This is a genomic window from Pseudomonas sp. BN515, from assembly GCF_029873155.1.
GTDB lineage: Bacteria > Pseudomonadota > Gammaproteobacteria > Pseudomonadales > Pseudomonadaceae > Metapseudomonas.
This window is the reverse complement of sequence record NZ_SSOH01000092.1, coordinates 426037-450138: the sequence shown is the minus strand read 5'-3', so window position 1 is coordinate 450138 and position 24102 is coordinate 426037. Positions and strand designations below refer to the sequence as shown.

Here is a 24102-nt window from a genome sequence, read left to right as displayed (position 1 = left end):
TGGCCCTTCGCGAATAAATTCGCTCCCACATGAAGCAGGCCGTGCCGATGCCCGGTATTGGCGCTCGTCACGAGTCGTGATTTCTCCTGAAGGTTTCCTCCCCCATCGCCTCGATCTGCCCCTGGATCAGGGCCTCGAATGGCCGCAGCATTGCGTCGAATCGATTCGGTGCCTCAAGGATGTCGAGGGCGGCAACGATGGCTTCGATGGTGGACAGCGCGCCAGCCATGGGCGCCTTGCGCAGGCGATAACGGGAGGTCAGGCCCTCGGGCAGGGTCACCCTGGGCAGGGCTTCCAGTTCGGGGTTGAGATAGAGCAGCTTGCGCGCCTTGCGCCAGGTGCCATCGGGCACCACCAGCAGGAGCGGGCGTGGATCGTCACCCGCCACTTCCGCCACGGGGCGGGCATCCTCACCGGGGAACAGCAGGCACGCGCGATATCGGGAGTCGGCCAGGACGTCCGCCAGATCGTCGAAACGCTCACCCACTCGCAGCTCCACATTCGCCAAGCCCAGGGCCGCCAGCCGTGCTGTGTTCAGCGCATGGTTCACCTCGCTCGGGTGCTGCAACAGCAGCACACGGGTGCGGCTCGCCAGATGCGGAATCAGCGGGCACAGGCAATGGGATTCGGGGCGCTGGCAGCGCGGGCAACTCGGGCGGGGCATGGCGATCTCCTGGGCGGAGCATTCTGCCACAGGGTATCCGGGCTACATGCTGTGGGGGCGATTTCAATCGCCAAGCGAACCGCAGGTTCGCCCTGCAATCCTGCATGGGGCGGCTACGCCGCCCTTGGCGAATGAATTCGCCCCTACAAGGAGTCGAAACGAACTACCGATTGAACCGTTCCGCCAGGCTGTGCAGGTAGTCGGCCATGCGCTCCAGGTCCTGGCTGATGGCGGCGCCTTCCTGGGCCTGGCCAGCACTGTGATCGGAAAGCTGGGCGATGCGGGTGATCTGCCGGCTGATGTCTTCGGCCACATGGCTCTGCTGCTCGGACGCGGCGGCCATCTGCTGGCTCATGCCGGTGATGCGGGTCACCGCCTGGCTGATGCCTTCCAGGGCTTCGCGCACGGCCTGCACGCTGTCCACGCTGTCGCGGGAGATGACCTCACCGCGGCTGGCGGTGGCCACGGCACGTTCGGCGCCGGCACGCAGGGAGGCGATGATCTCGTGGATCTGCTCGGTGGACTGCCGGGTACGTGACGCCAGGGTGCGCACCTCATCGGCCACCACGGCAAAGCCCCTGCCCTGCTCGCCGGCCCGAGCCGCTTCGATGGCGGCATTGAGCGCCAGCAGGTTGGTCTGCTCGGCAATGGCGGTGATCACGTCCGCCACGCTGCCGATGGAGTGGGTGGACTCGGCCAGGTCATGCACCGCGCGACCGATTTCGCTCACAGCCTCAGCCATGTGGCGCATGGCGCCCAGGCTTTCGCCGGCCAGGTCGTTGCCCTGGCGCGCCAGGCGTTCGGCTTCCTCGGCAGCGTGGGCGGTGTGGCTGACGTTGTGGGAGACCTCCTGGATAGTCGCTGCCATCTCGTTGATGGCCGTGGCCGACTGGTCCGTCTCGCTACGTTGCTGTTCCAACAGTTCGGCTTCCGAACGGGACAGCCGCGCAGCCTCTGCGGCACGCTGCTTGACGCTTTCGCCGGCATCTTCCAGTCGCGTCAGGGCGGTCTGCAGGCGCGCTTCCTCGCTGATCATGGCCATGTCCAGCAAGGCCTGGGCGCCCCGGCTGTCGGTGTAGGTCAGGGCCACCAGGCCACTGGTGAACGCCTTGGGATGCTCGGCCAGGGTGCGGCGAATGGTCTGCCGGTAGCGGTACAGCTGGAAGGAGCCCAGGGCGAACATGGTCGCCAGGGTCAGCACCAACGATGGCCAGCCTTGCAGCAACAGATTGCCGGCCACCAGCACGAGGGTGGCGAGGACCACCGGCCAGGAGCGCATGAAGTCATAGCTCCAGTATTCCAGCCGGGGCACCGGCGACTTGCCAGCGCGCAGGCGCGCATAGAGGGCGTCGGCGCGAGCTACCTGGTCGCGACTGGGCAGGGAGCGCACCGACTCGTAGCCGATCATCCTGCCGTCTTCGTAGACCGGCGTGACGTAGGCGCTGACCCAGTAGAAATCGCCATTCTTCGAGCGGTTCTTCACCAGCCCCATCCAGGGCTTGCCTTGCTTGAGGGTCTCCCACATGTGGGCGAATACCGGAGGCGGCATGTCTGGGTGGCGGACAATGTTGTGGGGCTGCCCGAGCAGCTCTTCGCGGGTGAAGCCGCTGATGGCGACGAAGGCGTCGTTGCAGTAGGTGATCTTGCTGTTGAGGTCGGTGGTGGAAATCAGCCTTTCATCGGCACTGAACGTACGCTCCCGTTGGGTCACGGGCAGATTCTGACGCATGGCTGACCACTCCTGTGCATGGGCGCTTTGCCATTACTCGCCGGTAAAAAAGGTCTAGCACGGCGCCTTTCAAGCCCATGAACGGAGTGGGGTTATCCCACCAGCAATGTGACGCACTTCTCAAAAAATCTGCGGACTTCAGCGCAGGTTCAACTGGGCTCTCAGGAGGTCGCGGAACGTGAGGATCAACGGCTCCTTGGCGCGGCCCCGGCGCAGGATCATGGAGAACGGCGCCTGGTAGCCGAAGGTGGCCGGCAGCAATGCGCGCAGGCGCTTCTGCTCCACCCAGGGGTGGGCGTAGTGCTCCGGCAGGTAACCGATGTAGGCGCCGGACAGCACCAGGATCAGTTGCGCCTCCATGGACTCCACCGTTGCCGCGCTGTGCTTGAAGCCGTGGCGCGCCAGTTCCGCCTGGCTCCAGTAACCACGTCCCACCATGCGCTGCTGGGTGATGAGTTCGGCGGGGATGCGCCGTTCGCTGTACAACGGGTGCCGCTCGCTGCAGTAGAGCCAGTGCTGCTCGCGGTAGAGCGGCTGGTAGACCAGGCCGTTCATGCGCGTGGAGAAGGCGCCGATGGCAAGGTCCAGGCGGTTGTCCAGCACACCCAGTTGCAGGTCATAGGGGCTCATCACCGAGAGGTGCAGGTGCACCGCCGCATGCTCCTGGCTGTAGGCGCCGATCACCTCGGCCAGCGGCAGCGACGGATCGCCCACGGTGGAGTCGAGCACGCCCAGGTTCAGCGTGCCGCGCAGTTCGCCCTTGAGGGACGCGGAATAGCGCTCGAAGCTTTCCAGTTCGCCCAGCAGGCGCAGGGTTTCCTGGTAGTACAGCTCGCCCTTGCTGGTCAGGCTGAACCCACCACGGCCGCGATGGCAGAGGGTCAGGCCGACTGCGCCTTCCAGCTGGCTCATGTAGGTGCTGATGGCCGAAGTGGAGAGGTTCAGCTCCTGCTGCGCAGCGGCAAAACCCTGGTTGCGGACCACGCTGGCGAAGATGCGCAGGAGTTTCAGGTCGGGCATGGCGGTGGACATGGGGGCTCCGCGAGAGAAGTCGGTTCATCGACTGTAGGAGCGAATTCATTCGCGATGCAGGCCGCAGGCCTGCCCTCTCCCTGGTATTCCATCGGGCCGCTGCGCGGCCTTTCGCGAATGAATTCGCTCCCACAGGTGCAGGTAGTCGCTACCAACGGCCGGCAGTGTACCCGCTCCCAATAGTTTAGAAATCCTTGAAGTAATTATTTGCCGCCAGCGATTTTTCCGTGATGGCACTGTCACCAGAATCCGCCCACTACCTACAACCACAACAACCGTGAGGCCACCCCGTGGACAAAAAACTCCATCAGCCCCTGGGCGGCAATGAGATGCCCCGTTTCGGCGGTATCGCCACCATGATGCGTCTGCCGCACATCCAATCTCCTGAAGAACTCAATGCCCTGGATGCCGCCTTCGTCGGCGTTCCGCTGGACATCGGCACCTCCCTGCGTTCCGGTACCCGCTTCGGCCCGCGCCAGATCCGCGCCGAATCGGTGATGATCCGCCCGTACAACATGGCGACCGGCGCTGCCCCCTTCGATTCGCTGAACGTGGCCGACATCGGCGACGTGGCCATCAACACCTTCAACCTGCTGGAAGCCGTGCGCATCATCGAGCAGGAATACGACCGCATCCTCGGCCACGGCATCGTCCCGCTGACCCTGGGCGGCGACCACACCATCACCCTGCCGATCCTGCGTGCCATCAACAAGGTGCACGGCAAAGTAGGCCTGGTGCACATCGACGCCCACGCTGACGTCAACGACAACATGTTCGGCGAGAAGATCGCCCACGGCACCACCTTCCGCCGTGCCGTGGAAGAAGGCCTGCTGGATTGCGACCGCGTGGTGCAGATCGGCCTGCGCGCCCAGGGCTACACCGCCGAAGACTTCAACTGGAGCCGCAAGCAGGGCTTCCGCGTGGTGCAGGCCGAAGAGTGCTGGCACCAGTCGCTGGCTCCGTTGATGGCCGAAGTCCGCGAGAAAGTCGGCGGCGGCCCGGTTTACCTCTCCTTCGACATCGACGGCATCGACCCGGCCTGGGCGCCCGGTACCGGCACCCCGGAAATCGGTGGCCTGACCACCATCCAGGCGATGGAAATCATCCGTGGCTGCCAGGGCCTGGACGTCATCGGCTGCGACCTGGTCGAAGTCTCCCCGCCTTACGACACCACCGGCAACACCTCGCTGCTGGGCGCCAACCTGCTCTACGAAATGCTCTGCATCCTGCCGGGCGTTGAGCGCCGTTGAGTCCGGACATGAGCGAGCAACAAGTCCTGGAGGCCGCCAGCAAGCTGGTGGCCGCCTTCGCCGCGAACGATACCGAAGCCTACTTCGCTGCCTTCAGTGAAGACGCCAGCTTCGTCTTCCACACCTGCGACAAGCCGCTGCCCACCCGCGCGGCCTATCGCGAGCTGTGGGAAAGCTGGCAGCGCGATGGTTTCGAGGTGCTGGCGTGCCAATCCCTCAACCCCGTGGTGTGCCTGCAGGGCGACGTGGCGATCTTCTACCACGACGTCGCCACGCGCCTGCGCATCCAGGGTGAAGACATAGAAAGCCGTGAGCGGGAAACCATCGTTTTCCGTCGGCAACAAGAAAAAGGCCACTGGTTGGCCTGTCACGAGCACTTGTCGGCCATGCCGGCGCATCTGCCGCCTACCTGACAAGGCTCCCTGGGAGAGTAAGAAATGCATAACAACAACAACGATCACGCAGTCACCCGAATAGAAACCCACGGTGTCGAGCAGATTCCCGATCACGAACGGGATGCCGGCCCCCTGGACTTGTTCCGCCTGATCTTCGGCGGCGCAAACACCTTCGCCACCGCTGTACTCGGCAGCTTCCCGGTGCTCTTCGGCCTCTCCTTCGAGGCGGGCTTCTGGGCCATCCTGCTGGGCGTGCTGGTAGGTTCGCTGATCCTTGCCCCGATGGGCGTGTTCGGCGCGCTGAACGGCACCAACAACGCGGTGTCTTCGGGCGCCCACTTCGGCGTGCATGGTCGTATCGTTGGCTCCTTCCTCTCCCTGCTCACCGCCATCGCGTTCTTCTCCCTGTCGGTCTGGAGCTCCGGTGACGCCCTGGTAGGCGGCGCCAAGCGCCTGTTCGACCTGCCGGAAACCGACCTGACCCTGGGCCTGGCCTACGGCCTGTTCGCCGTGCTGGTGCTGGTGGTGTGCATCTACGGTTTCCGCTTCATGCTGCTGGTGAACAAGGTCGCCGTATGGGCCGCCAGCGTCATGTTCCTGCTGGGCATCTTCGCCTTCGCCGGTCCGTTCGACGCCGCCTACGCCGGTTCCGTGAACCTTGGCCAGGAAGGCTTCTGGGCCGCCTTCATCGGCGCCGCCCTGCTGGCCATGAGCAACCCGGTTTCCTTCGGCGCCTTCCTGGGCGACTGGTCGCGCTACATCCCGCGTGAAACCTCGAAGCAGCGCATCATGCTGGCCGTTGTCGCCGCGCAGTTCGCCACCCTGATTCCCTTCCTGTTCGGCCTGGTCACCGCGACCATCGTTGCCGTGCAGGCACCGGATTACATCGCCCAGAACAACTACGTCGGCGGCCTGCTGGCCGTATCCCCGGCCTGGTTCTTCCTGCCGGTGTGCCTGATCGCAGTCATCGGCGGCATGTCCACCGGCACCACTTCGCTCTACGGCACCGGCCTGGACATGTCCTCGGTCTTCCCGCGCCTGCTCAACCGTGTGCAGGCCACCGTGATGATCGGCGTGCTGTCCATCGGCTTCATCTTCATCGGCCGCTTCGCCTTCAACCTGGTGCAGAGCGTGTCCACCTTCGCCGTGCTGATCATCACCTGCACCAGCCCCTGGATGGTGATCATGATCCTCGGCCTGATCATCCGCCGCGGCTTCTACTGCCCGGACGATCTGCAGGTCTTCACCCGTGGCCTGTCCGGCGGCCGCTACTGGTTCACCAACGGCTGGAACTGGCGCGGCATGGGCGCCTGGATCCCGAGCGCCGTGGTCGGCCTATGCTTTGTAAACCTCCCGGGCCAATTCGTAGGCCCGCTGGGTGAGCTGGCCGGTGGCATCGATATCAGCCTGCCGGTCACTCTGGGCACGGCCGCCCTGCTGTACCTGGTACTGCTGGCGATCTTCCCGGAACCGGCCGCCGTCTACGGTCCCAAGGGCCCTCGCTGGGTCCCCTCGAAGACTTCCCAAGCATCCGCCGTTCAGGGTTCCCCTGAAGCTGCGTAACACGAAATAGCTCCACTTTATTGCGACTGCCTACAACAACAACCACTGCAATACGCCTTGAAGGAGTTACCGATGAGCAATCGTCCGCTGAAACTGTTCGCCCTCGCCGGCCTGTTCGCCGCCACCCTGAGTGGTGGCGCCATGGCCGCCGACAGCAAGCCCTCGTTCGTGGGTTCGGGAAGTTTCCAGGTCTGTTCCGATCCGACTTTCCCGCCGCTGGAGTTCTTCGAGAAGACCGGTGACCGCGAGCCCAGCGGCTTCGACGCGGACCTGATCCGCGCCCTGGCCAAGCACTGGGGCGTGAAGCCGCGCTTCATCGTCACCGAGTTCACCGGCCTGCTGCCGGGTCTGGACGCCCAGCGCTGCGACGCAGTCATCAGCGGCACTCTGATCACCCCCGAGCGCACCCAGAAGCTGCATGCCGTGGCCTACCTCGCCAGCGCCACCATCGTCTTCGGCAGCGGCAAGAGCGACGTCAAACTGAACAACCTGCATGACCTCTCCGGCAAGGTGGTCGCGGTGCAGTCCGGCACCCGCTACGTGACCATCATGGAAAAGCTCAACGAAGAACTGAAGGCCGCCGGCAAGACTCCGGCCACCCTGCAGACCTATCCGAAAGGCAGCGACGTGGCCCAGCAGGTGCTGGTAGGCCGCGCCGCAGCCGGCCTGTCCCAGGACACTGAACTCGCCTATCGCGAACTGCAGACTCCCGGCCAGTTCAAGACCCTTTACGCCTTCCCCGAGAAGGACATCTTCGGCGCGTACATGCGTCCGAACCCGGAAGACAAGCAGGCCGTTCAGGACGCCGTGTCTGCTCTGAAGGCCGATGGAACCCTCAAGGCCATCGCCGAGAAATGGAAGCTCGATCCAGCCAACCTGGAAACCGCCGCGCAGTAAGCAAGGCCAACGCCCCGCCCCTCTTCCGTTCGCGGGAGAGGGTGCAACGGCACGCTTTCATTCACGCAGGACACGTACATGAACTTCGATGTGACTGTCTTCTGGGACGCCCTGACGTCCTGGCACTTCTTCCGCGGCGCCTGCATCACCCTGGTGCTGGCCCTGGTTTCCCATTCCGTTGGCATCCTGATTTCGATTCCCTGTGCCCTGGCCCTGGACGGCCCGCCGAGCGCCTGGCGCACCACCCTGCGCGGTGTGCTCAGCGTGTTCCGTGGCGCCCCGACCTTGCTGCAGCTGCTGTTCGTGTGGAACGCCCTGCCGCAGTTCTTCCCGGTGTTCCGTGAAGAGTGGTTCACCCCCTTCATCGCCGCCTGGATCGCTCTGTCGATCAACGAAGCCGCCTACCAGGTGGAAATCAACCGCGCTGCGCTGAAAGCCGTGGACAAAGGCCAGTACGCCGCCGGTCACGCACTGGGCCTGTCGCGCTGGCACATCTTCCGCTACGTCATCATGCCGCAGGCCGCGCGCATCGCCGTGCCGCCGACCGCCAACGAATTCATCACCCTGCTGAAGATCACCTCGCTGGCCTCGGTGATTTCCCTGCAGGAACTGATGGCGGTGACCTCGCAAACGGTCTCCACCACCTTCCAGTTCTCCGAGTACTACGCCGTCGCCCTCGTCTACTACCTCGTCATGGTCTACACCCTGACCTGGATGCAAAGCGGCCTCGAACGGCGCCTGGCGTGGGATTCCCACACCGGCACCAGCAGCAAATCCGTCGGCCTGGTGCAACGCACCCTGGCTCGTATGCGCCGTATCTGAGGAGAGCGACATGAACGAAATCATCCGTCTGCAGAACGTCGGCAAGCGCTACGAGGATTTCCAGGTGCTGCAGGGCATCAACCTCTCCGTGCGCCAGGGCGAGAAGATCGTCATCTGCGGCCCTTCGGGCTCCGGCAAGTCGACCCTGATCCGCTGCATCAACCGCCTCAACCCCCATGACACCGGCACCATCACAGTGGAAGAGCAGGACATTTCCACCAAGTCCGGCAGCGACCACGTGCGCCGCGAAGTGGGCATGGTGTTCCAGAACTTCAACCTGTTCCCCCACCTGACGGTGCTGGAGAACTGCACCCTGGCGCCGATGAAGGTCCGTGGAATGGGCCGCAAGCAGGCCGAGGATCTCGCCCTGCGCTACCTCAATCGCGTGCACATCGGCTCCCAGGCGCACAAGAAGCCCGGCCAGCTTTCCGGCGGCCAGCAACAGCGCGTGGCCATCGCCCGTGCCCTGTGCATGAACCCCAAGGTGATGCTGTTCGACGAGCCCACCTCGGCGCTGGACCCGGAAATGGTCGGCGAAGTGCTGGAAGTGATGACCGAGCTGGCCCAGGACGGCATGACCATGCTCTGCGTGACCCATGAAATGGGCTTCGCGCGCAAGGTGGCCGACCGCGTGGTGTTCATGGACGCCGGCCAGATCGTGGAAACCGCCACCCCGGCCGAGTTCTTCGACAACCCGCAGCACCCGCGCACCCGGGCCTTCCTTTCGCAGATCCGTCACTGATGAACGCACAGAACGAAGCCATCCTGCGTCGTGACCTGGCGGCCGCCTACCGGCTGGCCGCCCTGTTCGGCTGGGATGACACCCTCTACACCCACTTCTCGGTGCGCCTGCCGGGCGTTGAGCCGCGCTTTCTGATCAACCCGTTCGGGCTGATGTTCGAAGAAATCCGCGCCAGCGACCTGATCGTGGTCGATATGCACGGCCGCGTGGTGGAAGGCAACGCCGACTACAACATCGCCGGCTTCACCATCCACAGCGCCGTGCACATGGCCCGCGCCGATGCCCACTGCGTGATCCACACCCATACCCTCGCGGGCATGGCGGTGGCCGCGGCGGACAACGGCCTGGCCCAACTGAACCAGATCAGCGCCGAGTTCCATCAGCGCGTCGGTTACCACACCTACGAAGGCATCGCCCTGGACCTGGGTGAGCGCGAGCGCCTGGTGGACTCCCTCGGCGACAACATCGCCCTGATGCTGCGCCACCACGGACTGCTCAGCGTCGGTGCCAGCGTCGCCGATGCCTTCTACGTCATGTACTACCTGAACAAGGCGTGCGAGATCCAGGTCGCCGCCTCCACCCTGCGCGGCATCCGCGAGATGCCCGACGAGCTCAGCGCGCACGCCTGCGAACAGTTCCAGGCCTGCGAGTGGCAGCGCCAGCTGGTCTGGGAAGCCTGGCTGAGAAAGCTCGAAAGGGAGTGCCCCGAATACAAGGACTAGGAAAAGCGGGATTGCTTTGAAACGGCGCAGTGTGAAGCGTTGCGCGCCTTGCAACACCTGTCGCGGCCTCAAAGTCGTGGCAACAACAATAGAAAGAGAGACCTGAAATGGCTTTGGATATTTTCGTAGTACTCCTATACGTAGCTGCCATGCTCACACTGGGCTGGTACGGCATGCGCCGCGCCAAGACCCGTGAAGACTACCTGGTAGCCGGCCGCAACCTGGGGCCGGGCTTCTACCTCGGCACCATGGCTGCCACCGTGCTCGGCGGCGCCGCCACCATCGGTACCGTTCGCCTGGGCTACGTCCACGGCATTTCCGGTTTCTGGCTGTGCGCCAGCCTCGGCTTCGGCATCATGGGCATCAGCCTGTTCCTGGCCAAGCCGCTGCTGAAGCTGAAGATCTACACCGTGACCCAGGTGCTGGAGCGTCGCTATAACCCGACCGCTCGCCATGCCAGCGCCGCGATCATGCTGGTGTACGCACTGATGATCGGTGCCACCTCCACCATCGCCATTGGCACAGTGATGCAAGTCCTGTTCGGCCTGCCGTTCTGGGTTTCCGTGCTGATCGGCGGCGGCATCGTTGTCGCCTACTCCACCATTGGTGGCATGTGGTCCCTGACCCTGACCGATATCGTGCAGTTCCTGATCATGACCGTCGGCCTGGTATTCATCCTGCTGCCGATGACCATGAGCGACGCGGGTGGCTGGGATGCGCTGGTAGCCAAACTGCCGGCAAGCTACTTCTCCCTGACCGCTATCGGCTGGGACACCATCATCACCTACTTCCTGATCTACTTCTTCGGCATCTTCATTGGCCAGGACATCTGGCAGCGCGTGTTCACCGCCCGCAGCGAGAACGTCGCCAAGGTCGCTGGCACCGCCGCAGGCGTCTATTGTGTGCTCTACGGCCTGGCCGGTGCCCTGATCGGCATGGCCGCCAAGGTCCTGTTGCCTGATCTGGACAACGTCAACAACGCTTTCGCCACCATCGTCGACACCACCCTGCCGGACGGCATCCGTGGCCTGGTGGTTGCCGCTGCCCTGGCTGCCCTGATGTCCACCGCCAGCGCCGGCCTGCTGGCCGCGTCCACCACCGCAGCCCAGGACCTCTGGCCGCTGCTGGGTGGCAAAGCCGACGACGAAGGCGACGCGCACAAGAACCGCCTGTTCACCCTGACGCTGGGCATCGTGGTTCTGGGCATCGCCCTGGTGGTAAGTGACGTGATCAGCGCTCTGACCTTGGCCTACAACCTGCTGGTTGGCGGCATGCTGATCCCTCTGCTGGGGGCCATCTACTGGAAGCGCGCCAGCACCGCCGGCGCCATCGCCAGTATGGTCCTGGGCAGCATCACCGCCTGCGTCTTCATGTTCACCGACGGCCTGGAAGCCAATACCCCGATCTACTACAGCCTGGCTGTAGGCGCGGTGAGCTTCGTAGTGATCAGCCTGCTGTCCCGTCGTTCGGAAACTGCCGGCGAACTGGCCTGATATGCACTGCCGCCTCTCCCCGGAGACGGCCTTTCCCGGCCCCGGATCGGCATTGCCGACCGGGGCTTTTTTTATCCCGCTCAGGGCTCCACGGTCTTTGTGGGAGCGAATTCATTCGCGATGCAGGCAGCGCCTGCCAAACTGGTATCTGGGGCCGCTGCGCGTCCCTTCGCGAATGAATTCGCTCCCACAAATGGTTGCCGTCCTGGGCGCAGCACACGGAGTGTCCAATGAAAATCGTCAGCCGCGACCAGTGGTTCGAAGTCGAGCACTGCTACGACGGCATCAGCCTGATCAGCGAGCCGTACGTGCGGCCCTTCTACCGCTGCAACCTCTGGCACGTGCAGGGCCGCGACAAGGACCTGCTGATCGACTCCGGCTCCGGCGTCATCAGCCTGCGCGAACAGTTGCCCTGGCTCACCCAGCGCCCGCTGCTGGCGGTGGCCAGCCACACCCACTTCGACCATATCGCGGGGCATCACGAATTCCCCGAGCGCCTGGTGCATCCGGCGGAAGCGGACATCCTGGCCACGCCCACGGGGGAAAACACCCTGGCGAAGGACTATGTCGGCGACGAGATGTTCGAGGCGCACCCGGACTGCCCGCTGTGCTACGCCGAATACCGCGTGAAGGCGGCGCCGGCGACGCGGCTGATCGATGAGGGGGATGTGCTGGATCTGGGGAATCGGGTACTGGAGGTGCTGCATACCCCCGGCCATTCACCGGGCGGCATCAGCCTGTGGGAAGCGAAGACGCAGACGCTGTTCAGCGGCGACATCATCTACGACGGCCCGCTGATCGATAACGCCTACCACTCGAATCTGGATGATTACGCGAGAAGCCTCGCACGGCTGCGCAACCTTCCGGTGCGCACCGTGCACGGCGGTCATTTCCCCAGTTTCTCCGGTGAGCGCCTGCGCGCGTTGGCAGACAACTGGCTACGCGCTCACGAGTAAGCCGGTTACTTCCTCAGGCGGCGTTGCTCGGCGAGGCGACGCTGCTCTTCACTTCGGACCGGAATGGGTTGCAGGCGCGGTGCCTCGATCAGGCCCAGCGCGACACCCAATTGCCACATCCACGCTTCTAGCCGCTTTTTCATGCTTTACCCCCTTTCCTGGGACGATGGTCGGGTGGCCCGTGCTTCTTGGGCCACCCTCGTCTGGAGCTTAGTTGCTCCGGGCAAGATCCAAAATACGCTCGCCCGGAATTTTCCTACTGATCTGAATCAAACCGCTGAACGGTATCCAGGAAACGTCTTACCGGAGGATCGGCACTTACTTACTGAAACTCCGGTGCAATTGCCGATGTATCTCACTTCTCACCCCAGCGACCAAGAACTCTCCCGTAGGGTGCGCCGTGCGCACCAGGCCCCTACGTACCGGTACAAAAGCGAAACCAGATTCTCTCTCACGACGCCTCAAGACGCCCCTGCTGCAGGTCGATCCAGGCGCGCAGGTTCGCCCCGAGCATGCCCTTGCGCCACATCAGCCAGGTCGTGGCGCGATCGAATGGCGCACCCAGTTCATGCACCCGCACCTCTTCACGGCCCGGCAGGCTGTTCAGCATCGAACGCGGCACCAGCGCGATACCGCCACCGGCGATCACGCAGGCCAGCATGCTGTGGTAGGACTCGATCTCCATGGGCGGCGACATCGGCACCCGCGAGGCCACGAACCAGCCCTCCAGGCGACGGCGATAGGAGCAGCTCTGGCGGAAGGCGAACACCTCCAGCCCGGCCACGTCCTGGGCCGATTTCACCGGACCGTGGGCGGCCTCGGTGATCAGCACCATTTCCTCCTCGAACAGCGGCAGGCCATCCAGCTCGGCGAACTCCACCGGACCATCCACCAGGGCGGCATCCAGGCGGCCACTGAGCAGGCCGTCGAGCAATTCACCGCTGGGCGCGGTTTGCACCTGCAGGTTCACCGAGGGCCAGGTGCGGTGGTAGCGCACGAGAATGGGCGGCAAGTGGATGGCGGCAGTACTGAACATGGAACCGATGACGAAATCCCCCGCCGGCTCACCGCCGCGCAGTGCCGCCTCGGCCTCGGCCTGCAGGGCGAACATGCGCTCGGCGTAGCCCAGCATCACCTTGCCCGCAGGTGACAGGGTGAGACGCTGGCGTTCGCGGAGAAACAGCTCCACACCCAGGCTCTCCTCCAGTTGCCTTAGGCGCGTGGACAGGTTCGACGGTACCCGGTGCAGGCGCGTCGCGGCGCGCGTGATGGAGCCTTCCTCGGCCACGGCCTGGAAGATGCGGAGCTGGCTGAGTTCCATGAATCATCCATTCAATTAAAGAGAACACATGCGTTCTTTTTTATTCGTTTTTATTGAACACATCCAGCCCCTAGCATGGAATTCCGATGACCAGCACCGGAGCCTTCACATGCCAACGCTGATCCGCCTGCTCGCCTGTTTCCTCGCCCTGCTCGTCGCCATGGGCGTCGGACGTTTCGCGCTAACCCCGCTGCTCCCGCATCTGATCGCCGAAGGCCAGGTGAGCCTCACCGGTGCCGGCCTGGTAGCTGCCGCCAACTACCTGGGCTACCTGGTCGGCGCCCTGGACGCCTTCTACGCGAGCTCTCCGCGACAGGCACGGTTGCGCCTGATGCTGGGCCTCTGGGCCACCGTGCTGCTGACCCTGGCATCGGTACTGACCGAAGGCTTCTGGCCCCACGTGCTGCTGCGCTTTGTCCTGGGGGTGACCAGCGCCTGGGTGCTGGTGGTGGTCACCGGCCTCAGCCAACGTCTTGCTGCCGAGGCCAACAGGCCGCGCCTGGGCAGCCTGGTTTTCGCCGGCCCAGCCTTCGGGGTGATGCTGACCGGCTTGCTGGCCCTGGAACTGAACCTGCAAGGCCAGGGCTCGGCCATGCTCTGGCTGGCCTTCGGCGTTCTGGCCCTGCTGCTGACCCTGATTACCCACCCGCTGCTGCCCCATCCACAAGCGGCCACCGTGGCGGCGAGCCGACCCGCCCGGCAGAGGCCGCGCGCCCTGTATGCGCTGCTTGCTGCCTATGGCCTGGTGGGCCTGGGTTACATCATTCCTGCCACTTTCCTGTCGCAGATGGCTGCGGCGCGCTTCCACGGTCAATGGCAGGCGGACCTGTTCTGGCCGGCCTTCGGCCTGGCGGCTGCGCTCGGTGTTCTGCTGGTCAGCCAGCGCCGCCAGCGTCCCGGAGGCGCCCGCCGCTGGCTGGTGATCGCGCTCTGGCTGCAGGCAGCGGGCACCCTCGCCTGCGCGCTACCGGGCATGGCTGGACTGGTTCTGGGTGTAATCCTCAGCGGCGGCCCCTTCCTCGCCGGCATGCAACTGGTGATGCAGTACGCCCGCGAACTGGACCCTCAGGGCCACAGCCGTAACGTCGGCCTGCTGACCGCCGCCTTCGCCCTGGGGCAACTGGCCGGCCCGCTGCTGGCGGCTGCCAGCAGCTATTTCAGCGGCGATCTGCAACCGGCGCTCTATGTGGCAGGAGCAGGCTTGCTCCTGGCGGGAGCCTTAATGGCACGTCCGGCCGCCAACCCCGTAGGGGCGATTTCAATCGCCAAGCAGGACGCAGTCCTGCCCTGTGGGAGCGAATTTATTCGCGAATGAATTCGCTCCCACAGGAAATGCAAAAGGGCCGCTGGCGCGGCCCTTGGCGAATGAATTCGCCCCTACAAGGAACACACCAGAACCGTAGGATGGGTAGAGCCCGCGAAACCCATCGATCCGCTGATGGGTTTCGCTTCGCTCTACGCCATCCTACGAGGTACCGGCGTCAGGTCCCCGTCTTGATCTTGGTCCAGGTGCGGGTACGGATGCGTTCCAGCTTCGGCGGCAGCATCTCCACCGAGAACAGCTTGGCCTGCACCTCGGCCGGCGGGTAGACGTTGGGGTTGTCGCGCAGCTCGGCCGAGGTCAGCGCATCGGCCGCCTGGTTGGGGTTGGCATAGGCGACATGGTCGGAGATGGGCGCCACCACTTCGGGCTGCAGCAGGTAGTTGAGGAAGGCATGGGCCTGCTCGACGTTCTTCGCGTCCTTCGGAATGGCCAGCACATCGAACCAGGCCGCGGTGCCTTCCTTGGGAATGCGGTACTCCACCTTCACCCCATTGCCGGCTTCCTTAGCACGAGCGCTGGCCTGCATGGCACCACCCGACCAGGCCAGGGCCACGCAGACTTCACCGTTGGCGAGGTCGGTGACGAACTTCGAGGAGCTGAAATAGGTGATGTTCGGCCGGAGTTTGGCCAGCAGCGCCTCCGCCTTCTCGTAGTCCTCGGGGTTGCGGCTGTTGGGCGACAGGCCCAGGTAGTGCAGCACTTCCGGGATCACCTCGGTGGGCGAGTCGAGGAAGGCCACGCCGCACTGCTTGAGCTTGGCCAGGTTGTCAGGGTTGAAGATCAGCTCCCAGGAGTCCACCGGCGCGTTCTCGCCCAGCACCGCCTTCACCTTGTCGACGTTGTAGGCGATGCCGTTGGTGCCCCACATGTAGGGCATCACGTACTGGTTGCCCGGGTCCTTGGCGGCCAGCACCTTGAGCAGCGCCGGGTTGAGGTTCTTCCAGTTGGGCAGCTTGCTCTTGTCCAGCGGCTGGAATACACCGGCCTTCATGTAGTTGGGCAGGAAGCCGTCGCTGGGCACCACCAGGTCGTAGCCGGAATGGCCGGACAGCAGCTTGGCCTCCAGCACTTCGTTGCTGTCGTAGACGTCGTACTGGGGCTTGATGCCGGAGGCGGCCTGGAAGTCCTTCAGGGTGTTCGGGCCGATGTAGTCGAACCAGTTGTAGATGCGTAGGCGACAGCGTTCAGCGAAGCGCCCAGCAGGGCCCCCACCAGCAGGATGCGGGCTTTCATCGGGCGGCCCCTTCGTAGCCTTGCAGCACGTTCACCGCGTTCACGCCGATGGCCTCGACCGCATAGCCGCCTTCCATGATGAACAGGGTCGGCAGGCCGAGTGCGGCGATGCGCTGGCCCATGCGGATGTAGTCCGGCGAATCCAGCTTGAACTTGGAAATCGGGTCGTCCTTGTAGGTGTCCACGCCGAGGGAGATCACCAGCGCGTCCGGCGCGTAGGCGGCGATCTTGCGGCAGGCATCGTCTAGCGCGGCAGACCAGCCGTCCCAACCGGTGCCGTGGGGCAGCGGGTAGTTGTGGTTGAAGCCGGCGCCCTCGCCTTCGCCGCGCTCGTCGGCATGGCCAAGGTAGTAGGGATATTCCACCAGCGGGTCGCCGTGGATGGAGGCGAAGAGCACGTCGCTGCGCTCGTAGAACAGCTCCTGGGTGCCATTACCGTGGTGGTAGTCGACGTCGAGGATCGCCACGCGCTTCGCGCCCTGGTCGAGGAAGGCCTGGGTGACGATGGCGGCGTTGTTGAAGAAGCAGTAACCGCCCATGAAGTCGCTGCCGGCGTGGTGACCCGGCGGACGGCAAAGGGCGAAGGCGGTGTTGGCGCCCTGGCGCATATGGTCCTGGGCGGTCAGCGCCACCTGGGCGGAGCTGTACACGGCCTGCCAGGTACCGGCGGTGATGGGTGCTTCGGTGTCGAAGCAGTAGTGACCGAGCTGGCCATGCAGCGCGGTAGGAATGGGGCCGTCGCGGCGCAGGCGGCGCGCCGGGAAGGTGCTGGGGAGCATGTCGCAGCTATGGCCTTCGGCGGCCCAGCGGGCCCAGGCACCCTTGAGGAACTCCACATAGGCCGCATCGTGCACCCGCAGGATGGGCTCTAGGCCGAAGTCCTTCGGCTCGATGACTTCACCGATTTCCTGCTGGCGAACCCGCGCCAGCACGGTGTCCGCGCGGCTGGGCATTTCGAAACAGGGCTGGAGTTTGCCGTCGACCAGTTCCGACTGGCCAAAGTGGAGACGGTGATCGTCGCTATAGACGGTCAGCATGGAGGGCACCTCATTGGGTCTTGTTATTGGTGAGGGGATTCTGTGCGTGTTGGGGTGGTTTTGCGCAGTGGTGGCCGTGGCCAATAGGGGATCAATATGGCCAATATTAATGGCCAGTAAACCCTTCCATGCCGCCGCGCCTCATCCGCCCCCGTAGGTTGTGGCTGAGCTACGCGAAGCCCAACATCCCGGCTCGCTGGCAACTCCGCTGTTGGGCTTCGCTGCGCTCGCGGAACGCCGCCCGGCCCAACCTACGGGCAAGGGAGCCAATCCGACACCAGATAGGGCGGACCTGCGGTCCGCTTGGCGATTGAAATCGCCCCTACAGCTTCTCCCTGCCCCTCCTCGCCACTAACCCCGGAAATGACTCGGCGGCTGCCCGCTCCAGCGCTGGAAGGCGTGGCGCAGGCTGGCGGTTTCGCTGAAGCCGAGCGCCTCGGCGATACGGTAGATGGGGATGTCGCCCTGCTGGAGCATTTCCTTGGCGCGGGTGAAGCGCAGTTCGTCCAGCAGTTGCTGGTAGCTGGTCTGCTGTTGGGCGAGGTGGCGGCGCAGGCTGCGGGAGGAGCAGTTCATCTGCCGGGCCAGCTCTTCCAATCCCGGCGGGTCCTGCAGGCGTGCAGCGAGGAAACCGCGCACCCGTTCCAGCCAGGCGCGACGGGCGGCGAACTCGACGTTCTGCCGGCGGCATTGTTCGAGCATTTCCTTGTGGGTCACCGGGTCGGCGAGGGGCAGGCGGCGGGTCAGCCAGGCGGCGTCGAAACCGATGGCACTGCGGTTGGCACCGAAGCTCACCGGGCAGCCGAAGCCCCGTGCATAGGGCCGCGCCATGCCGCTGCCGGAGGGATAGTCCACCTGCACCGCGTGCAGCGGCAGCGGCTGGCCCAGCAGGTCGGCGAAGGTGACCTTGAGCGAGCCCAGGCAGACTTCGGTGTTGAACGCTCGCAGCGACTCGTCCTCGCTGTAACCGGTGGCGGTGAGCCAGGCGATGTCGCCATCCTGCTCCAGCGCTAGGCGGAAGTAGGTCCCCAGCAGCACCGGGTAGCTCAGGCCGACGCGCAGGGCCTCGCCGAAGGTGGGCGCCGACAGCATGGCGTAGCCCAGCAGGCCGTAGGCGGAAATGCGGGTGCGCAGACCAAGGGCCAGGCCCATGGCCGGACGCGGCGCCAGGCGCGCGGCGTTGGCGTAGACCTGCTGCTCCTGCTCGGGGTTGACCAGCTTTTGCAGTTCGGCGAGGTCCTGTTCGCTGATGCCACTGCCGGCCAGCAGATCGCAGGCAGCGATGCCCTCTTCCTGCAGCAGCGCCACGGTGAGCGCCGACATGTGCAGCGAGTTCAGCCAGGTGGCGCGGGAGAAGGTGTGCTCGACCATGATCCTTACTGGATGGCCTCGGTGAGTTCTCGTTCCTGGCGCCTGTAGGGGAAGACGTCGATCACCTTGCCGGAGCGGATGGCGGCCTGCAGGGTCTTCCAGTACTCGGCGTCATAGAGCTCGCCATGGAGCTTGGCGAACAGCCGGCGCTGACCGATATCGGCGAAGAGGAAGCGCGGGAATTCCTCGGGGAAGACGTCGTTGGGCGCCACCGAATACCAGGGCTCGGCGGACATCTCGTCCTCCGGGTAACGCGGCGGCGGGATGACGCGAAAGTTTACCTCGGTGAGGTAGCAGATCTCGTCGTAGTCGTAGAACACCACGCGGCCGTGGCGGGTGACGCCAAAGTTCTTCAGCAGCATGTCGCCGGGGAAGATGTTCGCCGCCGCCAGCTGCTTGATGGCCAGGCCGTAGTCGTAGAGCGCCTCGTGCACCTGGGCGTCGCTTGCGCTTTCGAGGTAGATGTTCAGCGGCGTCATGCGGCGCTCGGTCCAGCAGTGGCGGATGAGCACCACGTCGCCTTCCAGCGCCACGGTGGATGGCGCCACCTCCAGCAGTTCAGCCAGGCAATCCGGGTCGAACTTGGACCTGGGGAAGCGGAAGTCGGCGAACTCCTGGGTATCGGCCATACGCCCTACCCGGTCGACGTTCTTCACCAGGCGGTACTTTTCGATCACGGTGTTGCGGTCCACCGTCTTCGCGTGGGCGAATCGGTCCTTGATGATCTTGAACACGGTGTTGAAGCCCGGCAGCGTGAACACGCTCATCACCATGCCGCGCACGCCCGGCGCCATGATGAAGCGGTCGTCGGTGTTGGCCAGGTGGTTGATCAGCGCGCGGTAGAACTCCGACTTGCCGTGCTTGTAGAAGCCGATGGAGGTGTACAGCTCAGCTATGTGCTTACCCGGCAGGATGCGCTTGAGGAAGCCGACGAACTCGGCGGGCACGGCCACGTCCACCATGAAGTAGGAACGGGTGAAGGAGAAGATGATCGACACTTCCGCTTCGTCGGTGATCACGGCGTCGGCCTGGATGCCGCGGCCCTCGCGGTGCAGCAGCGGCAGCACCAGCGGCCATTGCTCGTCGCGGGTGTAGATGCGCCCCACCAGGTACGCGCCCTTGTTGCGGTACAGCGGCGAGGCGAAGAGTTCGATGCACAGCTCCGGGTCCTTGCAGACCCAGTCCGGCAGGTTCTCGCGCAGCTGGGTTTCAAGGCGCTCCAGGTCGCCGGCGCGGTCGTCGTAGGGCACGTCGAAACGGAAGTCATCGAGCACCGCCGAGAGCGCCGCATGCAGCCGGCCTGCAGGGTGGTAGCTGCGGGTCTGGGGGGCACGCTCGTGGGCGCGTAGCGAAGGCCGGGTGGTGTGGATGAACATGCAGCCGTCGCTGATCAGGTCGTGGCTGAACAGGCTGCAGAAGATCGAGTTGTACCAGGTCTCGGACAGTTCATCGTCGAGGCGCAGGTCGATCAGGCCGATGTAGGCGCTTTTCACCAGCGGCCAGAGCTGCACGTCCAGTAGTTCATCTACCGCGTAGGCTGCGCGCAGCCGTTCGCTGGTTTCACCGACTTTCACCTCGTAGAGGGCGATCCTTTCCGCCGCCGCATGTTGCGTGGCCTGCCACTGTGCCTCCTCGAAGCGGGCGCGGGCGCCGTCGGTGATCTGGCGGAAATGCTCACGGTAGTCGTCGAACCCTTCGAGGATCAGTCGGGCGATGCCTTCGGCCGGCCATTGCTGCGCCATGTTGATGTCTCGGCTACGGAAACGGGAAAGGCGAGCTTATCCACAGGCCGGAACAAAAAGAAGCGCTGGCCGAAGGCAGGGTCTGCATTGTGGGAGCGAATTCATTCGCGAAACAGGCCGTAGGCTTGGCTGGGCTTCCATGGGGGCGACTTCATCGCCCTTCGCGAATGAATTCGCTCCTACAAAGTGAAATTCGCGATGGCCCGTCAGGCAATCCCCTTCTCCCGCAGGCAGGCTTCCAGCATCTCGATAAACACCCGGACCTTGCGCGTGCGGCGGCGGTGGGCCAGGTAGAGGACATGGACCCAGGGACCGAAGGCGTCCGGCTCCAGCTCGTAGTCAGTAAGCACGCGAACGAGTTGGCCGCTGGCCAGGTAGGGCGCGGCGCTCCAGCGCGGAAGCACCTGCAAACCGTGGCCGGCCAGCAGGCAGGCGAGCAGGAAGTCGTAGTTATCGCTGGCCATTCTGGGCACGGGTTGCGGCAAGCGTATGCGCTCGCCGTCGCGCCACAGCCACCAGAAGTGCCGGTGGAGCAGAGGGTGCTGGAAAATCAGCCAGTCATGCTGCAGGTAGGTTTCCAGGGTCACCGGCACCCCCTTGCGCTGCAGATAAGCGGGGCTGCCGCACAGGTAGATGCGGTTTTCCGTCAGCGGCCTTGCGATCAGCCCCGGCAGGTCGGTGGGGCCATCGCGCAGGGCAAGGTCGTAACCACCGTCGATCAGGTCGACGAAGGCGTCGTTCAGGTCCACCTCCAGGCGCACCTGGGGGTGGCATCCATGAAGCGGCAACAGACCTCGTTGAGAAACGCCGGGCCGAAGGATGGCGGCGCGGTAAGGCGCAGCGTGCCACGCAGTTCGTGCTGCAACTGGTCCACTTCCTCGCCGGCCAGTTGCAGTTGCATCAACGCCTGCCGGGCGCCCTCCAGGTAGATATGCCCGGCTTCGGTCAGCGCCATGCGTCGGGTGGTGCGTTCGAACAGCCGCACGCCCAGCTCGCCTTCCAGATGCCCTACCGCCTTGGTCAAGGCCGAGGGGGTCTTGCCCAGCTGTTCGGCGGCGCGGCTGAAGCTGCCGTATTCGGCAGTGGCGACGAACATGGTGAGCGCGCTGAGCTTGTCCATTGATCTGTTCCGATTCGGCACAAAAGTTGTGCGAGAACATAGCATTCTGCCGCTTCACCGGCTTGGTTAGGCTCACCGCCAGACCAACAAGAACCGGAAATCACCCGATGAAAACCTTCGCCCCTACCCTACTGGCCGTCGCGCTGGCTTGTTCCTCAATGGAAAGCTTCGCGGCGGTCGATCTCATCCTGCACAACGCCAAGGTCTACACCGCCGAACCCGGCCAGGCCCTGCAACAGGCCGTGGCCGTGGAAGACGGCAAGGTTCGCGCTGTCGGCAGCGACGATGACGTACTGAAACTCAAGGAATCCGGTACCCAGGTGATCGACCTCGGCGGCAAGGTGCTGATGCCGGGCTTCATCGACTCCCATTCCCACGCCATCTTCGGCGGGCTGGAACTGGATTCGGCCAGCCTCGGCGGGCAATTGATCCCTGTTGCGGAACTGGAGCAGCGCCTGCGCGAGTGGCGCGACAACGGCAAGGCGCGACATGGCGACGTGCTCAGCGTCAGCGGCATGCCGTCGGCCGCCTGGGGCGAGGTGGCTGAGCTGGAACAGCGCTTCAACCAGGGCGAATGGGCCGAGGTGCCGATCTTCTTCATGGGCTGGGACCACCACACCGGCTGGGCCAACCGGGCGATGCTGAAACGCGCCGGCGTCGACGCCGCCATGGTGAAGAGTCTGAAGGGCGAGGCGCAGGCCACCATCGGTCATCACGACGATGGCCAGCCCAATGGTTTTCTCGCCGACGCCGGCCTGGACCCGGTGATGGCGCAGCTGCCACCGGCCACCCCCGATCAACTGCTGAAAGCCGCCCGCTCGGCACTGCACTACAACCTCAGCCTGGGCATCACCGCCTGGATGGACCCGGCGGCCAACGCCGCGCCGGGCGAACCTCTGTTCGACTTCAAACCCACCGCCCAGACCTTGGGTGTGTTGCCGGCCTACAAGGCACTGGCCGAAAAAGGTGAGCTGACCGCCCATGTCGCCGCCCTGCTGGTGGCCAACCCGAAGAGCCGTCCCGCCGACCTCGACACCCTGGACAAGGTGCGCCAGCAGTTCCAGGGCGTGCCCAACCTCACCCTGCCGGGCATCAAGGTGTTCGCCGATGGCGTGGCGGAAATCCCAGCACAGACTGCCGCCATGCTCGAGCCCTACAAGAACTCGAACAAGCGCGGCGAGCTGCTGATCGACCCGGCGCACTTCGGTGAACTGGTCAGCGCCGCCGACGCCCGTGGCTGGCTGGTGCACGTGCATGCCATCGGTGACCGCGCAGTGCGCGAATCCCTCAACGGCATCGAGCAGGCGCGCAAGGACCGCCAGAGCGGCATCGCCCACTCGGTCACCCATCTGCAGATGGTCAACCCCAAGGAATTCGCGCGCTTCAAGCCGCTGGGCGTGATTGCGTCCATGCAGCTCTACTGGGCCAGTGCCGATGAGGTCAGCCTGGACCTGGTGCAGCCCTACATCAGCGCCATGGCCTTCCATTACCAATATCCGGCGCGCTCGCTGCTGAAGAATGGAGCGACCATTTCCGGCGCCAGCGACTGGCCGGTGACCACCCCCGAACCCTGGAAAGCCATCTATCAGGCGGTCAGCCGCAAGGGGCCCAAGGGTGTGCTGAATGCGGACGAGGAGATCGACCGCGAGACGATGTTCCAGGCCTACACCATCAACTCCGCCCGCACCATCGGTCTCGACAAGCAGATCGGTTCGCTCGCGCCCGGCAAGCAGGCCGACCTGATCCTGCTGGACCGCGATGTGTTCCAGGTCGAGCCCGAAGCCCTGCGTGACACCCAGGTGCTGAAAACCTGGTTCGCCGGCCGTGAAGTCTTCAACGCCTCTCTCTAACGACCAGTAACCACCTGCTCCGCACTCATCCCCCGCCACTTGGCGGGGGTTGGCGGAGCCTTGCCTGCATCTGCCCGAACAATCACAACAACGGGAAATCCTCGATGAAACGCTTCACCTTCCTCGCGCTCGCCCTGGCTCCGCTCGCCTGCCAGGCCATTGAACTGAACGACGAATTCTCCCTGCAGGTCGATCTCGCCCTGCTCAGCGACTACCGCACCCGCGGCATCTCCCAGACCCAGAACGATCCAGCGGCACAGGCCAGCGCCACCCTGCTGCACAGCAGCGGCCTCTACGCCGGCGTATGGACCTCGAACGTGGACTTCGGCTTCGGTCTCAAGACCCGCCAGGAAGTGGACTACTACGCCGGCTGGTACTGGCAGGCCACCGATGAGGTGAACCTGGACCTCGGCTACATCAAGTACAGCTATCCGAAGGAGGGCCAGTTCAACCAGAGCGAGGCCTACGCGATTCTCGGCGCTTACGGCTTCAAGCTCGGCGCCCAGTACTCCAACGACGCGAAGAACCTGATCGGCGAAAAACAGGACACCTTCTACAGCTACGTCAGCTACGAGAACACCCTGCCCCTGGATGTGGGCCTGAAGCTGCGTTACGGGCGCAACGACTTCAAGGACCCGCTGTTCTGGTCCGCCCAGGGCGAAAGCTCCGACGCCTATCACGAGTGGGAAGCCAAGCTGACCCGCGACTTCGTCGGCGTCACCTGGGGCCTCGCCTACATCGACACCGATCTCTCCGAGTCGGAGTGCGCGAGCTACTACGGCTTCACCGATGTGTGCAGTTCGACCTGGGTGGCGAGCGTGAGCAAGCGCTTCTAACCC

Annotated in this window: 20 protein-coding genes and 2 pseudogenes; 12 read left to right on the top strand and 10 right to left on the bottom strand. The window is 64.5% G+C overall.

Annotated elements, in window-relative coordinates; all coding sequences use genetic code 11:
- Positions 1-67: 67 nt before the first annotated feature.
- The 3 genes from E8E91_RS27730 to E8E91_RS27720 form a co-directional block, all read right to left on the bottom strand.
- A complete protein-coding gene (locus tag E8E91_RS27730; RefSeq protein ID WP_280380355.1) occupies positions 68-664 on the bottom strand; it encodes a DTW domain-containing protein in 597 nt (198 codons plus the stop codon).
- A 163-nt stretch (positions 665-827) separates the two neighbouring features.
- The gene (locus tag E8E91_RS27725; RefSeq protein WP_280380353.1) at positions 828-2393 is read right to left on the bottom strand and encodes a PAS domain-containing methyl-accepting chemotaxis protein; all 1566 of its coding nucleotides are present in this window, start codon (positions 2391-2393) and stop codon (positions 828-830) included.
- 138 nt (positions 2394-2531) lie between these two features.
- Positions 2532-3425: a LysR family transcriptional regulator gene (locus tag E8E91_RS27720; RefSeq protein WP_280369102.1), complete on the bottom strand. Its 894-nt coding sequence runs from the start codon at positions 3423-3425 to the stop codon at positions 2532-2534.
- A gap of 290 nt (positions 3426-3715) precedes the next feature.
- Here E8E91_RS27720 and speB point away from each other — a divergent pair, with 290 nt between their 5' ends.
- The 9 genes from speB (at position 3716) to E8E91_RS27675 (ending at position 12265) form a co-directional block, all read left to right on the top strand.
- Positions 3716-4675, top strand: coding sequence for an agmatinase (speB, locus tag E8E91_RS27715; RefSeq protein WP_280380351.1), 960 nt, complete (start codon positions 3716-3718; stop codon positions 4673-4675).
- Positions 4676-4683: 8 nt separating this feature from the next.
- Positions 4684-5088, top strand: a complete 405-nt coding sequence (locus E8E91_RS27710) for a nuclear transport factor 2 family protein (RefSeq protein WP_280380349.1) — start codon at positions 4684-4686, stop codon at positions 5086-5088.
- Between the two features lie 24 nt (positions 5089-5112).
- Positions 5113-6633, top strand: a complete 1521-nt coding sequence (locus E8E91_RS27705) for a cytosine permease (RefSeq protein ID WP_280380347.1) — start codon at positions 5113-5115, stop codon at positions 6631-6633.
- Between the two features lie 72 nt (positions 6634-6705).
- Positions 6706-7530: a transporter substrate-binding domain-containing protein gene (locus E8E91_RS27700; protein WP_280380346.1), complete on the top strand. Its 825-nt coding sequence runs from the start codon at positions 6706-6708 to the stop codon at positions 7528-7530.
- Positions 7531-7608: 78 nt separating this feature from the next.
- Positions 7609-8352: an amino acid ABC transporter permease gene (locus E8E91_RS27695; protein ID WP_280380343.1), complete on the top strand. Its 744-nt coding sequence runs from the start codon at positions 7609-7611 to the stop codon at positions 8350-8352.
- Between the two features lie 10 nt (positions 8353-8362).
- Positions 8363-9094, top strand: a complete 732-nt coding sequence (locus E8E91_RS27690; RefSeq protein WP_280380341.1) for an amino acid ABC transporter ATP-binding protein — start codon at positions 8363-8365, stop codon at positions 9092-9094.
- Complete coding sequence (locus tag E8E91_RS27685) at positions 9094-9816, top strand: class II aldolase/adducin family protein (protein WP_280380340.1); 723 nt, start codon at positions 9094-9096, stop codon at positions 9814-9816. Before E8E91_RS27690 ends, E8E91_RS27685 begins: the two co-directional genes overlap by 1 nt.
- A 107-nt stretch (positions 9817-9923) precedes the next feature.
- A complete protein-coding gene (locus E8E91_RS27680; protein ID WP_190832618.1) occupies positions 9924-11309 on the top strand; it encodes a sodium:solute symporter in 1386 nt (461 codons plus the stop codon).
- A gap of 230 nt (positions 11310-11539) precedes the next feature.
- Positions 11540-12265, top strand: coding sequence for an MBL fold metallo-hydrolase (locus E8E91_RS27675; RefSeq protein ID WP_280380337.1), 726 nt, complete (start codon positions 11540-11542; stop codon positions 12263-12265).
- 5 nt (positions 12266-12270) lie between these two features.
- Here the strand turns inward: E8E91_RS27675 and E8E91_RS27670 are convergent, their stop codons facing one another.
- Both E8E91_RS27670 and E8E91_RS27665 read right to left on the bottom strand, forming a co-directional pair.
- Positions 12271-12408: a PA1414 family protein gene (locus E8E91_RS27670; RefSeq protein ID WP_280369077.1), complete on the bottom strand. Its 138-nt coding sequence runs from the start codon at positions 12406-12408 to the stop codon at positions 12271-12273.
- A 308-nt stretch (positions 12409-12716) separates the two neighbouring features.
- Complete coding sequence (locus tag E8E91_RS27665) at positions 12717-13586, bottom strand: LysR family transcriptional regulator (protein ID WP_280369074.1); 870 nt, start codon at positions 13584-13586, stop codon at positions 12717-12719.
- A gap of 109 nt (positions 13587-13695) precedes the next feature.
- Here E8E91_RS27665 and E8E91_RS27660 point away from each other — a divergent pair, with 109 nt between their 5' ends.
- Positions 13696-14901, top strand: a complete 1206-nt coding sequence (locus tag E8E91_RS27660; RefSeq protein WP_280380335.1) for an MFS transporter — start codon at positions 13696-13698, stop codon at positions 14899-14901.
- A 166-nt stretch (positions 14902-15067) separates the two neighbouring features.
- On the opposite strand, the pseudogene E8E91_RS27655 reads toward E8E91_RS27660, so the two are convergent.
- The 5 genes and pseudogenes from E8E91_RS27655 to E8E91_RS27635 form a co-directional block, all read right to left on the bottom strand.
- Positions 15068-16084, bottom strand: a pseudogene (locus tag E8E91_RS27655) (extracellular solute-binding protein); the annotation flags it as partial.
- A 55-nt stretch (positions 16085-16139) separates the two neighbouring features.
- Complete coding sequence (locus E8E91_RS27650; protein ID WP_280369067.1) at positions 16140-17180, bottom strand: histone deacetylase family protein; 1041 nt, start codon at positions 17178-17180, stop codon at positions 16140-16142.
- A gap of 351 nt (positions 17181-17531) precedes the next feature.
- Complete coding sequence (locus E8E91_RS27645) at positions 17532-18551, bottom strand: AraC family transcriptional regulator (protein ID WP_280380333.1); 1020 nt, start codon at positions 18549-18551, stop codon at positions 17532-17534.
- A gap of 5 nt (positions 18552-18556) precedes the next feature.
- Positions 18557-20293, bottom strand: coding sequence for a bifunctional isocitrate dehydrogenase kinase/phosphatase (aceK, locus tag E8E91_RS27640; protein ID WP_280380331.1), 1737 nt, complete (start codon positions 20291-20293; stop codon positions 18557-18559).
- 206 nt (positions 20294-20499) lie between these two features.
- Positions 20500-21413 (bottom strand): annotated as a pseudogene (locus tag E8E91_RS27635) (LysR family transcriptional regulator).
- Positions 21414-21520: 107 nt separating this feature from the next.
- Here E8E91_RS27635 and E8E91_RS27630 point away from each other — a divergent pair.
- The gene (locus E8E91_RS27630; RefSeq protein ID WP_280380330.1) at positions 21521-23263 is read left to right on the top strand and encodes an amidohydrolase; all 1743 of its coding nucleotides are present in this window, start codon (positions 21521-21523) and stop codon (positions 23261-23263) included.
- Between the two features lie 104 nt (positions 23264-23367).
- On the top strand, positions 23368-24099 hold the full coding sequence (locus E8E91_RS27625; protein ID WP_280369056.1) for a TorF family putative porin: 732 nt from the start codon (positions 23368-23370) through the stop codon (positions 24097-24099).
- The last annotated feature ends 3 nt before the right edge of the window (positions 24100-24102 follow it).

Bases quoted from the DNA above. Each gene is read 5' to 3' on its own strand.
- E8E91_RS27730 (WP_280380355.1), bottom strand. From the start codon at position 664: ATGCCCCGCCCGAGTTGCCCGCGCTGCCAGCGCCCCGAATCCCATTGC.
- E8E91_RS27725 (WP_280380353.1), bottom strand. From the start codon at position 2,393: ATGCGTCAGAATCTGCCCGTGACCCAACGGGAGCGTACGTTCAGTGCC.
- E8E91_RS27720 (WP_280369102.1), bottom strand. From the start codon at position 3,425: ATGTCCACCGCCATGCCCGACCTGAAACTCCTGCGCATCTTCGCCAGC.
- E8E91_RS27710 (WP_280380349.1), top strand. From the start codon at position 4,684: ATGAGCGAGCAACAAGTCCTGGAGGCCGCCAGCAAGCTGGTGGCCGCC.
- E8E91_RS27705 (WP_280380347.1), top strand. From the start codon at position 5,113: ATGCATAACAACAACAACGATCACGCAGTCACCCGAATAGAAACCCAC.
- E8E91_RS27700 (WP_280380346.1), top strand. From the start codon at position 6,706: ATGAGCAATCGTCCGCTGAAACTGTTCGCCCTCGCCGGCCTGTTCGCC.
- E8E91_RS27695 (WP_280380343.1), top strand. From the start codon at position 7,609: ATGAACTTCGATGTGACTGTCTTCTGGGACGCCCTGACGTCCTGGCAC.
- E8E91_RS27690 (WP_280380341.1), top strand. From the start codon at position 8,363: ATGAACGAAATCATCCGTCTGCAGAACGTCGGCAAGCGCTACGAGGAT.
- E8E91_RS27685 (WP_280380340.1), top strand. From the start codon at position 9,094: ATGAACGCACAGAACGAAGCCATCCTGCGTCGTGACCTGGCGGCCGCC.
- E8E91_RS27680 (WP_190832618.1), top strand. From the start codon at position 9,924: ATGGCTTTGGATATTTTCGTAGTACTCCTATACGTAGCTGCCATGCTC.
- E8E91_RS27675 (WP_280380337.1), top strand. From the start codon at position 11,540: ATGAAAATCGTCAGCCGCGACCAGTGGTTCGAAGTCGAGCACTGCTAC.
- E8E91_RS27670 (WP_280369077.1), bottom strand. From the start codon at position 12,408: ATGAAAAAGCGGCTAGAAGCGTGGATGTGGCAATTGGGTGTCGCGCTG.
- E8E91_RS27665 (WP_280369074.1), bottom strand. From the start codon at position 13,586: ATGGAACTCAGCCAGCTCCGCATCTTCCAGGCCGTGGCCGAGGAAGGC.
- E8E91_RS27660 (WP_280380335.1), top strand. From the start codon at position 13,696: ATGCCAACGCTGATCCGCCTGCTCGCCTGTTTCCTCGCCCTGCTCGTC.
- E8E91_RS27650 (WP_280369067.1), bottom strand. From the start codon at position 17,180: ATGCTGACCGTCTATAGCGACGATCACCGTCTCCACTTTGGCCAGTCG.
- E8E91_RS27645 (WP_280380333.1), bottom strand. From the start codon at position 18,551: ATGGTCGAGCACACCTTCTCCCGCGCCACCTGGCTGAACTCGCTGCAC.
- aceK (WP_280380331.1), bottom strand. From the start codon at position 20,293: ATGGCGCAGCAATGGCCGGCCGAAGGCATCGCCCGACTGATCCTCGAA.
- E8E91_RS27630 (WP_280380330.1), top strand. From the start codon at position 21,521: ATGAAAACCTTCGCCCCTACCCTACTGGCCGTCGCGCTGGCTTGTTCC.
- E8E91_RS27625 (WP_280369056.1), top strand. From the start codon at position 23,368: ATGAAACGCTTCACCTTCCTCGCGCTCGCCCTGGCTCCGCTCGCCTGC.